Annotated in this window: 10 protein-coding genes; 4 read left to right on the top strand and 6 right to left on the bottom strand. The window is 67.5% G+C overall.

The window, feature by feature from the left end; all coding sequences use genetic code 11:
- The first annotated feature begins 42 nt into the window (after nucleotides 1–42).
- From H7F35_RS09825 to H7F35_RS09810, 4 genes are all read left to right on the top strand, one after another.
- Nucleotides 43–2,784 carry a DUF4118 domain-containing protein gene (locus tag H7F35_RS09825; protein ID WP_187112700.1) on the top strand — a complete coding sequence of 914 codons (2,742 nt, stop codon included), beginning with the start codon at nucleotides 43–45 and terminating at the stop codon, nucleotides 2,782–2,784.
- A gap of 10 nt (nucleotides 2,785–2,794) precedes the next feature.
- Nucleotides 2,795–3,493: a two-component system response regulator KdpE gene (gene kdpE, locus H7F35_RS09820; protein WP_187112699.1), complete on the top strand. Its 699-nt coding sequence runs from the start codon at nucleotides 2,795–2,797 to the stop codon at nucleotides 3,491–3,493.
- A gap of 664 nt (nucleotides 3,494–4,157) precedes the next feature.
- Nucleotides 4,158–5,327, top strand: a complete 1,170-nt coding sequence (locus tag H7F35_RS09815; RefSeq protein ID WP_261803675.1) for an FAD-dependent oxidoreductase — start codon at nucleotides 4,158–4,160, stop codon at nucleotides 5,325–5,327.
- 15 nt (nucleotides 5,328–5,342) lie between these two features.
- On the top strand, nucleotides 5,343–5,927 hold the full coding sequence (locus tag H7F35_RS09810) for a hypothetical protein (RefSeq protein ID WP_187112697.1): 585 nt from the start codon (nucleotides 5,343–5,345) through the stop codon (nucleotides 5,925–5,927).
- Nucleotides 5,928–5,935: 8 nt separating this feature from the next.
- Here the strand turns inward: H7F35_RS09810 and H7F35_RS09805 are convergent, their stop codons facing one another.
- The 6 genes from H7F35_RS09805 to H7F35_RS09780 form a co-directional block, all read right to left on the bottom strand.
- Complete coding sequence (locus tag H7F35_RS09805; RefSeq protein WP_187112696.1) at nucleotides 5,936–7,066, bottom strand: zinc-binding dehydrogenase; 1,131 nt, start codon at nucleotides 7,064–7,066, stop codon at nucleotides 5,936–5,938.
- Nucleotides 7,067–7,156: 90 nt separating this feature from the next.
- Nucleotides 7,157–7,699, bottom strand: coding sequence for a dual specificity protein phosphatase family protein (locus H7F35_RS09800; RefSeq protein ID WP_187112695.1), 543 nt, complete (start codon nucleotides 7,697–7,699; stop codon nucleotides 7,157–7,159).
- Nucleotides 7,696–8,190, bottom strand: coding sequence for a hypothetical protein (locus H7F35_RS09795; protein ID WP_187112694.1), 495 nt, complete (start codon nucleotides 8,188–8,190; stop codon nucleotides 7,696–7,698). The genes H7F35_RS09800 and H7F35_RS09795 overlap by 4 nt, the downstream gene beginning before the upstream one ends.
- A complete protein-coding gene (locus H7F35_RS09790; RefSeq protein ID WP_187112693.1) occupies nucleotides 8,187–9,341 on the bottom strand; it encodes an MGDG synthase family glycosyltransferase in 1,155 nt (384 codons plus the stop codon). Before H7F35_RS09790 ends, H7F35_RS09795 begins: the two co-directional genes overlap by 4 nt.
- A 389-nt stretch (nucleotides 9,342–9,730) precedes the next feature.
- A complete protein-coding gene (locus tag H7F35_RS09785) occupies nucleotides 9,731–11,176 on the bottom strand; it encodes a nicotinate phosphoribosyltransferase (protein ID WP_187112692.1) in 1,446 nt (481 codons plus the stop codon).
- A gap of 64 nt (nucleotides 11,177–11,240) precedes the next feature.
- Nucleotides 11,241–12,311, bottom strand: coding sequence for a bifunctional nicotinamide-nucleotide adenylyltransferase/Nudix hydroxylase (locus H7F35_RS09780; protein WP_187112691.1), 1,071 nt, complete (start codon nucleotides 12,309–12,311; stop codon nucleotides 11,241–11,243).
- Between the last annotated feature and the right edge of the window lie 105 nt (nucleotides 12,312–12,416).

Below are 12,416 nucleotides of genomic sequence, written 5' to 3'. Positions count from 1 at the left end.
CCCTGGCGCTCGTGCCACCCGATGCGATAACCTGCGCTGCCGATGAACGAGATGCTCCGCCCCGACCCCGATGCCCTGATCGCGCAACTGCGCAGCGACGAGGCGCGCGCGCAGCGCGGCAAGCTGCGCATCTACTTCGGCGCCAGCGCCGGCGTGGGGAAAACCTGGGCCATGCTCAGCGCCGCGCAGCGCGAACGTGCCGGTGGCCGCGACGTGCTGATCGGCGTGATCGAGACCCATGGCCGCAGCGAAACCGCCGCGCTGCTCTCGGGCCTCGACGCGCTGCCGCTGCGCGAGCTGGACTACCGCGGCCGCACGCTCGCCGAGTTCGACCTCGACGCCGCGCTGGCGCGCAAGCCCGCCGTGCTGCTGGTCGATGAACTCGCCCACACCAACGCGCCCGGTTCCCGCCACGCCAAGCGCTGGCAGGACGTGCAGGAACTGCTGGCCGCCGGCATCGAGGTGTGGTCGGCACTCAATGTGCAGCACCTGGAAAGCCTCAACGGCACGGTCGGCGCCATCACCGGTGTGCGCGTGCACGAGACCGTGCCCGACACCGTGCTCGATGAAGCCGACGAAGTGGTGCTGGTCGACGTCACGCCCGACGAACTCACCGCCCGGCTCGCGGCCGGCAAGGTGTATTTGCCGCAGCAGGCCGAGCGCGCGGCGCAGAACTTCTTTCGCAAGGGCAACCTGATCGCGCTGCGCGAGATTGCCCTGCGCCGCACTGCCGAGCACGTGGAAGACGATGTGCGCGGCTGGCGCGTCGAGCAATCGGGCGCCGGCGGCAATGGCCGTGGGTTGCAGGCCTGGAACACCTCGGGCGCGATCCTCGCGTGCGTCGGCCCGCATGAGGGCGCGGCGCAGACGGTGCGCACGGCGGCACGGCTGGCGGGCCAGCTCAATGTGCGGTGGCATGCGGTGTATGTCGAAACGCCCCGCCTGCAACGGCTGGCCGCCGCCGAGCGCGACCGCATCCTTGCCGTGCTCAAGCTGGCGGAAGAACTGGGCGCGGCCACAGCGGTGCTCACGGGCTCCGACGTGGCGGAACAGCTCGCCGAACAGGCGCGCCGGCTCAACTGCGCGACGCTGGTGCTGGGGCGCTCGGCGCCGGCCGCCGGGTGGCGCGGCTGGTGGTCCGCGCGCGCGCAGCCGCTGTCGCGTGCGCTGGCCCAACGCGCGCCCACGCTCGACATCATGGAAGTGGCCCCCGCCGACAGCTCGCGCCGCTTGTCGCGCGCGCCGTTGGAGGGCGCCCGCATCGACAGCGACGACCACGAGAAGGCGCCGACCTATTGGCCCGGCTACGCATGGGCCACTGCCACCAGCGTTGCGCTCACGCTGATCTGCACGCCGCTGGCGGGCGTGCTCGAACTGTCGAACATCGTGATGCTGTTCCTGCTCGGCGTGGTGGGCGTGGCGATGCGCTTCGGCCGCGGGCCATCGGCGCTGGCGGCGCTGCTCAACGTGGCGGCCTTCGACTATTTCTTCGTGCCGCCGCGCCTGTCGTTCGCGGTGAGCGACGTGCAGTACGTGCTGACCTTCGCGGTCATGCTCGGCGTCGGCCTGCTGGTGGGCCAGCTCACGGCCGGGCTGCGCTTTGCGGCCGGCGTGTCGACCAGCCGGGAGCGGCGCGCGCGCTCGCTGTTCGAGCTGACGCGCGAGCTGTCCGCCGCGTTGGAGAGTTCGCAGGTGGTCGCGCTGGGCGGCGCCGCGGTGCGGGGCCATTTCGGCGGGCACGCGGTGGTGCTGGTCATCGATGCGGCCGACCAGCTCGTGATGCCCACCGATCCACCCGAGGGCTTCGATCCGCAAGTGGCCGACTGGGCCTTCCGCCACGGCCAGCCGGCCGGCCTTGCCACCGCCACGCTGGCGGCGCAGCCCTGGCACTACGTGCCGCTTCAGGCGCCGATGCGCGTGCGCGGGGTGCTGGCGCTGTCGCCCGTCCAGCCGCGCTGGCTGCTCATTCCCGAACAGGCGCAGCAGTTGGACACGTTGGCGCGGCAGATCGCGATTGCGCTGGAGCGCGTGCACTACGTCGAAGTCGCGCAGCAGGCGGTGGTCGAGATGGAATCGGAGCGGCTGCGCAATGCGCTGCTCGGCGCGATCTCGCACGACGTGCGAACGCCGCTCACCGCGCTGATCGCGCTGGCCGAATCGCTGCAGACGCTGCCGCCCGCCGAGCATGCCGAAGCGGCCCGCGCCATCGTCGCGCAGGCGCACGAGCTGCACGCGCTGGTCAACAACCTGCTCGACATGGCGCGGCTCGAAAGCGGCATCGCGGGCGGCGCGGTGAACCTGCGGCGCGACTGGCAGTCGGTGGAAGAGGTGGTGGGCTCGGCCATTCGCGCAGCGCGCACGTCGCTGGGCAGCGTGGTGGTGCAGACGGCGCTCGACCCTGAACTGCCGCTGGTCGAATTCGATGCGGTGCTGATCGAACGCGTGCTGGTGAACCTGCTCGAGAACGCCACCAAGTACGGCGCGCCACCCATCGTGGTGGGTGCCCGTGCCGAGCCCGGCGCGCTGGTGCTGACGGTGCGCGACCACGGGCCGGGCCTGCCCGCCGCGCTGCTGGGCCACGAGCAGAAACTGTTCGACAAATTCACGCGCGGCGAGGTCGAGTCGGCCACGCCGGGCGTGGGGCTGGGCCTGGCAATCTGCAGGGCAGTGGTGAGCGCGCACGGCGGCGAGATCACGGCCGCCAATGCGCGCGATGGCGGTGCAGAATTCACGGTCACCCTGCCACGTCGCGAGCCGCCCGAACCGGCCGAAGCCCAACTCTGAATCCGCGCCCATGCCATCCCCCACCGCCATCGTGATCGAAGACGAGCCGCAGATCCGCCGTTTTGTGCGCGGCGCGCTCGAGGCCGAAGGCTGGCTGGTGCACGAGGCCGGCACGCTGCGCGATGGCCTGGCGGCGGCGGGAACGCGCCAGCCCGATCTGCTGGTGCTCGACCTCGGGTTGCCCGATGGCGATGGGGTTTCGCTGATTCGCGATGTGCGCGGCTGGTCGGCGGTGCCGATCATCGTGCTGTCTGCGCGCACCGATGAGGCGGACAAGATCGCCGCGCTGGATGCGGGCGCGGACGACTATCTGACCAAGCCCTTCGGCACCGGTGAACTGCTGGCGCGGGTTCGTGCGAATCTGCGGCGTCCCCGGGCGGCGGGTGGGGGCAATGACGAACCTGCGGAAGCGCTGTTCCGCTTCGGCGAGATCGAATTCGATCGCGGTGCGCGGATCGTGCGACGAGCGGGTGCCGAGGTGCATCTGACGCCGACCGAGTACCGGCTGTTGTCGGTGCTGGTTGCGAATGCGGGGCGTGTGTTGACGCAGCGCCAACTGCTGCGCGAGGTGTGGGGGCCATCGCACACGGACCAGAGCCACTATCTGCGGATCTACATGGGGCATCTGCGGCAGAAGCTGGAGGCGGACCCTGCGCAGCCTCGGCATCTGCTGACGGAGACTGCTGTGGGGTATCGGTTGGTGGTTTAGCTGTTTGTCGGTCGGGGCGCGGCGATGGGCGCTGTGCCCTTGGGCGGCCGACGTCACCGGCCCTTCGGGCTTCCCTGCGCTGCTTACGACGGGCGGGGTCTCGCAGAACTCGCTTCGCTCAAACAGCTGCGAGCCCTGATCCGCCCGTCGCTGCGCTGCTCGGCGGTGCCTCAACGGCCGCCCAAGGGCACAGCGCCCATCGCCGTGGACAGAGCGGTTGTCGATTCCCCCACCTTCGAGGCCGAGTCCCCGAATTACTCCCTCTCCCTTTGGGAGAGGGTTGGGGTGAGGGCAGTCGGCCTCAAAGAAGTGCAGGGTTCTCGCTAAACCCCTGAGCCCGGTTCGCGGTGCGGCGTGGTCGGCCCCTCTGGGCCGCCGAGGAGCGCAGCGTTTCGCGGATCAGGGCTCGCAGCTGTTTGAGCGAAGCGAGTTCTGCGAGACCCCGCGAGACGCGAGCACCGCAGGGAAGCCCGAAGGGCCGGCACAGTGGGGCTGACCGCGCCGTGCCGCGAACCGGGCGCCTCCCCAAAGAACGCAAAAGAGCCCCTGACCCAATCTCATTACTTTCAGTCCCTCACTCATTACCGCCTTCAGTCCACCCAGCTCAACACTGTCCCCTGTCCGAATGTCCGGACAAAAAAACAGGAGAGCAGATTTGCACATAGTGATCATCGGCGCAGGCTTGGGCGGCCTGTGCCTCGCACAGGGACTCCATCGACGCGGCGTGTCCTTCGATGTCTACGAGCGCGACGCCGCACCCGACAGCCGCCCCCAGGGCTTCCGTATCAAGATCGACCAGACCGGCCAACAGGCGCTGGAAGCCTGCCTGCCGCCCGCGTTGAACACCCTCTTCAAGCAGACCTGCGCCATCCCCGTGAGCGGCGTCAACCTCATCGGCCCCAGCCTCGAACCCGTGAGCGAACGCTGGGTCGCTTCATGGCAGCGTGCCGGGGGTGACGACGCTCCCGTGGGCCGCGTGGAAGACGTGAACGCCGACCGCCTCGCCATGCGCCGGGTGCTGCTCAGCGGCATCGAAGCGCATGTGCATTTCGGCCGTGTGTTCGACGGCTACGAGCGCAGCGGTGGCGCACTGCGCGCATGCTTTGAAGACGGCAGCGTGGTCGAAGCAGATGTTCTTGTGGCTGCCGATGGCGTCAACTCCACGGTGCGCGGCCTGCGCCTTCCCGACGTGGTGCCGATCGACACCGGATCGACCTGCATCTACGGCAAGACCCTCTTCGCTGCGGACACCGCATCGCGCATCGCGCCGCTGTTCCACACGAAGACATCGGTCGCATTCGGTGATCGCCTTGCGGTCATCGTCGATCCCATGAAGTTCAGGCCCCGGTCTTCGCCCCGGCCCGTCGGCGACTACCTCTACTGGGCCATGATCGGACCGAACGACCGCTTGAATCCCGTTGACGATGCGACCGCGTTGCCATCGGAACCGCGCAACCGCGCGCACGCCATCGTGCTGTCCCGCGCCGCCGACTGGCATCCCGGATTCCGTGCCCTCTTCGAGTTGGCCGCGCCCTCCGATGTCGCGATGCTTCCGATCCGGACCATGACGGCACCGCCCGCCTGGAAGACCGACGGCGTGACCGTGCTCGGGGATGCGATCCACGTCATGAGCCCCGCAGGTGGCCTGGGCGCGAACACCGCGCTGCACGACGCCGCGACGCTTGCCGAAAAGCTGGGTGCGGCATCTGCCAATCGCACCCCCGTGATGGCGGCGGTCGCCGACTACGAGGCGGCCATGCGCGACTACGCACGCGAGGCCATCCAGCAGTCGAACGACGGCGCGAGCCTGCTGTTCGGCGCGGTGGCTGCGTAGCGACAATCGGCCGCCATGAACACCACGATGAAACGCTTCGGCGCGGCCTGGGTTGTCGGCGCATCCATGGCGCTGCTCAGCGCAGCGCTCCACGCGGCACCGCCGTCGCCACCGCTGCAGATTGGCGACGGAGCCACGCTCCGCATCGCGCCCGTGCCCAGCGCGAAGCTGGCCTCCGGTGCTTCGGTGAACCTGAAATGGAGTCCGACGCTGAAGCGGGCCGTCGCCGTGTCGGACGATGTGTTCGTCGCCGGTGCGGCGGCCTTCCAGCAGGACGGCCACACCTACTTCTACCTCGTGACGCAGGAGCCCTCGCGCGAGAACCGCGGTGCTGGCTACTGCGGCGCTGGCACAGAAGACATCCTTCGCCTCATCGAGATAGCGAAGCCGCCGTTGCGCCTGATCGAGCAGGACAAGTTGCTCCTGCAGAGTTGCCTCGAATCGATCGAATTCGACGACGCCAGCGGTGCCTCGCTGCGCACGCAACTGGAAAACCGTACCGATCCGCAGCACCTGACGCTTACCTGGTCAGAGCACCCCAAGTTCGGCTCCGCACCCAAGCGGGTGAAGGTACGTGACGGACGGCTCGAGCTGGAGTAGGGGCTGTCTCAGGCTGCCACGCCCTTGTTCGGATTGAGCAAGAACTTCTCCCCCGTCGCCTGCTTCCCATACACCCCGATCGCATCGAGCTGCAGCGCCTCGACCAGCGACACCTCGCGCGTGTACTTGCTCGCGAACGTGGTCTTCAACTCCGCCACCACGCGCGCCTTCAAACGCTGCGTGCCTTCGTCGCCGAGTTTTCCGAGGAACGGGAACAGCAGCCAGCCGCCCATGCCCCATGCCATGCCGAAGTTGCGCACGAACTCGGTCGGGCTGCGGTCGAGGCCGCCGTAGATGTAGACCTGCTTGTGGGTGGTCGAGCCGTAGCGGCTGTATTCCTTGGCGGTGCGGTTCAGCGCCGCTTCCATGCAGCCGAGGATCTGGCCCGCGAGCTTGCCGCCGCCGGTGGCGTCGAAGGCCAGCGTGGCACCGGTGTCGACCAGCGCCTGCGTCAGGTCTTCGAGAAAAGTGGGCGAGGTCGCGTTGCACACGTACTTTGCGCCGAGGCCGCGCAGCAGCGCTTCCTGCTCGGGCTTGCGCACGATGTTGACGAGGTCGATGCCGTCCTTCTGGCAGATCTTGTTGAGCATCTGCCCGAGGTTGGAGGCGGCGGCGGTGTGCACCAGCGCCTTGTGGCCTTCGCGCCGCATCGTCTCGACCATGCCCAGCGAGGTGAGCGGATTGACGAAGCACGAAGCGCCTTCGGCGGCCGTCGTGCCTGCCGGCAGTTCCATGCACTGCGCGACGGCGACCGCGCGGTACTGCGAGTACATGGCGCCACCGATGGCGGCCACGGTCTTGCCGAGCAGCGCCTGCGCGGCCGGCGACGAACCGGCCTTCACGACCACGCCCGCGCCTTCGTTGCCGACCGGCATCGACTCGTCGAGGCGGCCGGCCATTGCGGGCCTTGCGCGTTCGGGAACGGTGGCGGTGACGACCGGACGGTCGGCCGTGCCGGATGCCTTGGCGGTGCTCATGTCGGCGGCGCCGAACAGCAGGCCCAGGTCCGACGGGTTCATCGGCGAGGCCTCGATGCGGATCACGACCTCGTGGGCCTGCGGTTCGGGGATCGGCTCGTCATGCAGCGAGAGTTCGAGTTCGCCGTTCGAGCGAACGAGGGAGCGGAGTTGCAGTGCCATGGAAGAAGCCCTTGAAGAGGTTCGTTCGAAGATGGCCGGTGGCCACGGGGCGGCCAGTATAGGAGCGGGGTGCGAAAGCTGCAGGCGCCTTCAGGACACCATGGGAATGGCCGGCGCGTGGGCCAGCGCGTGGCGCATCTTCAGAGGGTCGAGCCGCTCGATGTAGCGCGGGATGTTGCGCCACAGCGTGTGATAGCCGTAGCCGCCGCGCAGCATTTCGTGGCGCGCGCTGTCCTTGTCCCAGTCTTGAACGGCCATGCGGTAGACGGCGGCCACCACGCCGGTGCGGTCGGCGCCGTGCATGCAGTGGATCAGCACCGGGCCGTGCTTCTCGGCCTCGCGAATGGCGACCAGTGCACGCAGCACCTTGGCGTCGTCGATGGACCAGGTGTTGATCGGCACGCGCACGAGGCGGATGCCGGTGCCGGCGAACACTTTCTTGTCGTCGTTGAAGGAGCGCAGGCTCACCACCGTGCGGATGCCCAGCGACTGCAGCGCCGCCATGTTGGCGCGCCGGGGCTGGGCGCTGCGGTACAGCATGGGCGTGATGCGGTGCAGGTTCTCGACCTGCAGTTCGTCCAGCGGGTCGGCCCAGTGGCCGGGGCGCGGATCGTCGATGTTCGGCGTCGTCATTTCTTCTTGTGGCGCCAGTGCCGGGTTGCCAGGATCAACGCCGCCACTGCCAGGCCACCCCAGTAGTCGACCGGCGCACCCCACAGCCAGTGCTTGTGCCAGAACGCATCGACCGGGTTGAAGCGGGCCCAGCCGAAGGCCGGGTTGATCATGAACCACAGAAAGTCTTCGCAGACCCAGAACACGATCAGCCCTGCGACGGCGAACCCCACGTTGCGCCACGTCCACCGGCCGTTGAAGGCCAGCGGCGAGAAGAACACCAGCGCCATGAAGGTGAACACCCAGGCGTGGTAGCCGGTCATGGCGCGGCCGCCCCAGAAGATGTCGAGCCAGATGCTGTTCTCGATGCGCCAGGTGGGCAGCGAGGTGGCCCAGCCCGCGCCGCCTTCGATCTGGATTTCCGCGTTGGCGAAGAAAAAGGCCATCGCGACCACCCAGGCGAGATAGCCGAGCGTGCGGCCCACGCCGGTTTTTTCAACCTCGCCGCTCACGCCCCGGCACCCAGCACGTGTTGCAGCACGGCCCGCGCGGCCTGCGGCTTGCCGAGTGCGCGACTGCGCGCGGCCATGTTCGCGAGCTTGGCGGGGTCGGCCATCAGGCGCGCGACCTTGTAGTCGAGGCCGATGGCGTCGTAGGCGAGCCATGCGGCGCCTTCTTCCATCAGGAAGCCGGCGTTGTGTTCTTCCTGCCCCGGAATGGGCGAGATCAGCAGCATTGGCTTGCCGAGCGCCAGGCATTCGGACACCGTGAGGCCACCGGGCTTGGTGACGACCAGATCGGCGGCGGCCATGAGCTTGTGCATTTCGTTGGTGAAGCCGATGGCCACCACGCGACCCGGATAGCGCTTGGCCAGCGCTTCGAGCTTGCCCTGCGCTTCGACGTTGCGGCCCGCAACCGCGATGACCTGGAAGCTGCCCTCCTTGCCGTCATGCCCGCCGAGGCCGAGCACGCGCTCGACCATGCTCGGCAGGTCGCCCACGCCGGCACCGCCCGAGGCCATTAGCAGGATGGGGCGCGCGGGGTCGAGGCCGAGTTCGGTGGCGCAGGTGTGGCGCACGAGCGCCGGCACGTCAGGCTCGGAGAAGGCAGGCATCACGGGGATGCCTGTCACGTGGATGCGGTCCGCGGGAATGCCGCGAGCCCGCAGCCGGAAGGCCACTTCTTCGGTCGCCGCGAGGTAGCCGGCCATGCCCGGCACCAGCCACATGTTGTGCAGGTCGTAGTCGGTGATCTGCAGCCACACGGGGTAGTCGATGCGGCCCCGGTTGCGCTCGCGCATCAGCAGTTCGGCCGGCAAGAAGTGGGTGCAGATCACTGCGTCGGGTTTCTCGCGGCGGATTTCGCGCACCAGTGCGCCGGTGCTCAGGCGCTCGATGCCGCGGCGCAGCCGTTGCGAAGGCGCATGGTGCGGCGTGACGTCGGTGCGCTGGTGCAGGTACGACCAGAGGTCGGGCGCGCGGTTCACGAGCTGGATGTACCAGTCGGTGTAGACCTTGCGAAAGCCTCCGGCCACATGGGCCATGGCGTCGATGTGGACCGCCGTGCAGGGCGGGGCGAGGTTCTGGGCGGTGGCGGCAAGCGCCTGTGCTGCACGCACGTGGCCGTTGCCGGCGCTCACGCTGAGGATCAGGAGTTTGGTCATGGATTCGGCGGTGTGGGCGGATTATGGCCATGCCATGTGGCGCTGCTGGTGGTGAGCCGCAGTGAGAGCGGCTTGGGTGGTGATGAACTTCTCGTCTGTCGTACCGCTGTTCAGGGCGACGCTCACGCCGACACGGTGCTCTTTTTCGCGAATGTCCCCCGCTTCGCTCCTCCTTTATTTCGCGAAAAAGAGCCCCGTATCGGCGCGAGCGTTGGACAGAGCGATGGTCGATCGGCGATACACCAGCAGCGTGCCCCTGTGCGAATGACGCCAGGTGCTCCCCGCAGCGAAATAAAGGAGGAGCGAAGCGGGGGACATTCGCGGAGGGGAGCTCCTGGTGTCATTCGCACGCACCCCGAACAAGAGCGCCCCGAAAGATCAACAACACCTCAGAGCGGAGCGCGCGAGGTAACGAACTGATTAACGCCAATGGCCGCGCGTTCCCGAATCGCATCGAAGGTCGTGCTCGTCACGATGCGCCCGTTCTCGAACACCGTTTGCAGCAGATCGGTCTGGCCAGCCGCGAGCGTTTCCTCGCGCAACGTCTGCACCTCGCCGCGTGCGTTCTGCACAAGTGCGAGCCGACCCTTCTTCGATGCCTTGCTTACATCGCCCACCGGCGACTTGTAGACATCGCGCCACTCGCCGTTCACCTGCATGGCCGAACACTTCATCGCCCACTGCATCGTGTCGCGGTTCACTTGCTGCAACAGCCCACCGCCCATGCCGAACGAGATGTTCTCCGTCGAGAACCCGTTGTGGAAGAAGTTCGACAGGCACAACCGCAGCGAGTCGAGGTTCACGCCATCGCCCTGGATGATGCGTACGTTGTTCAGCACCCGAAAGCCCTTGGCATTGGTCGTGGTGCCGAAGCGGTCGGCCAATATCTGCGCCACCTTCAGCGTGGTTTCGGCCGGGTCGCCCGAGTCGGGCCGCACCACCAGCGTCGCGCCCGAGGCCACCACCTTCGCCTTCAGCTCGTCGCCCCAGATGCGCGCGCAGGCATTGAAGATGTCGTAGCTGTCGCTCACCACCGCGAAGGTCGCACCGGGCTTGCCGAACTGGTCGATCATGTTGCCGTAGGCGTCGGATTCGTGGTCGCGGCCCCATCCCGTGATGGTGCTGTGCTCGGCCGCGGGAATCGAGAAGCCCGCCACGTCGCAGTCGTAATAACGGCGCGCCGCCACCAGCGCGGTCAGCGTGTCGGTGCCCATGAAGTTGACCAGGTGGGCCATGCCGCCAAGCGCCGCCGATTCGAGGCTCGATACACCGCGCGCGCCGAAGTCGTGCAGCCTGAACGCGATCTGCCCTTGGGGGTCGTCGCAGGTTGCCTCCAGATAGCGCAGCAGCGTGGTGCGCGCGGCAGCCGACAGTGTGGCCACCGTGGTCGGATACCAGATGGCGCGCAGCAATTCGGTTTCCAGAAAGCTCGTGACCCAGAAGAATTCGGGATCGGTGTTCTCGATGGTGGCCAGCACGTTGTGCACCGGCAGCACGCTGCCTTCGGGCACGGCGCGGATGCGCACCGGCATCAGCCCGCCGTGCTTCTCGATCAGCCGCAGCCAGCCTTCGCGATTGAAGGGCTCGCCGTGCACGGCCATGAGCGCGGCGGCTTCATCGACATCGGCCAACGTCACCGGCGTCTGCAGGTACTCGCGCAGGTAAGCCTGCAGGCCGAAGAAGAGCGAGTGGCTGAAGATGCCGCCGCGTGATTCGATGTAGCTGTGCACCGTCTGCGTGCCGGGCGGATATTGCATCCAGTGCGACACCTTGTAGGAGTCGGTGCGCAGCAGCAGGTTGTTGCCCAGGGGCGAAGAGGTGAGGTTGCGGTTCATGTGAAAGCTCCTTTCACGTGGGCCCCGTCAACCGGGGCCGTTCTTGCTGACAAAGCCTGGTCGTTCAGTTCTTGCCCAGGCCACCCAAAAAATGATTCGCGATGAAAAAATGGTCTTCGTAGATGCGGTCCTGCATGTCCAGGAATTCTGCAATCGGCACCCAGCGCACCTCGGCCGCGTCGTCGTCGGCGCGCACGTCCGACAGGCCCGTCCACTGGTTGTGCGCCAGCTCGAAGAAGAATCCGTGCGTGATCGTGCGGCCGCGCTGCGATCGATCAGGCGCGTCGAACACATGGCTGGCCTTCATGCTGCCGTTGAGCACGGGCACGGGCACCTTCAGGCGGGTTTCTTCCTTCAGCTCGCGGATGGCCGCGTCCTGCAGCCGCTCGTGCTGGCCGACGAAGCCGCCCGGCAATGCCCAGGTGCCCTTGCCGGGATGGAACTTGCGCTGCACCAGCAGGATGTGCCCGGCCTCGACCACGATGGCGTCGACCGTGGTGTAGATCGGCGGAAAGTCGCTGCCCGCATAGCGGTACTTGTCGCGGTAGTCGATGAGGAAGGCGCGCTCTTCGCAAAGCTCGGCGTAGTCGCTGGTGGTGGTGAACCTGTCGAGAAAGGCGGCGGTGCCGTCGGGCAGGTCGGCCGGTGCAAGCTGGCCGCGGTTCTCGGGGTCGAAGTAGAGGCCGCGCACGTCGGTGGCGTTCAGACTCTCCACGTTGTTGTGGCCCACGAACTCCCAATGCGGAAAGAGCTTGAGGTAGTAGCTCGATGCGTCCTTCAGATGGCCCACCAGCGCGACCTTGGTCTGCGAAGGCACGTGGCCGTCTTGCTGGATCAGGCGCTCGACAGCCGACTGGATCGACGCGATCCATATCTGGTCGTTGTAGGGCGAGTCGCCCACGCCGACGACGCTCACGCGCATCTGCTCGGTGCCGCGCAGACAGGCGCGCACCATGCGTTCGCGTTCGTCGAAGGTGAAGGGGTTCTTGACGCTCCGTGGCTTGCGGTCGGAGCCGACCACCACGATGACCCGATCGGCGGCACGCAGGCCTTCTTCGATGAGTCGTTGGTGACCGAAATGGACGGGCTGGAAACGCCCGATGACGATGGCGTACTGGTACTTGCGTGTGCTCACTTGGGAATCCCCCAAAAATGGCGCGATCAACTCGCGCTTGCGGTCAGGATAGCGGGGTCCCGCATTTCGATCAAGCTGTCTTGCGGGCGGAAACCGGGCCTGGTC

This window comes from Variovorax sp. PAMC26660 (genome assembly GCF_014302995.1).
Taxonomy (GTDB): Bacteria; Pseudomonadota; Gammaproteobacteria; order Burkholderiales; family Burkholderiaceae_C; genus Variovorax.
This window is presented reverse-complemented; position numbering and strand designations above follow the sequence as displayed.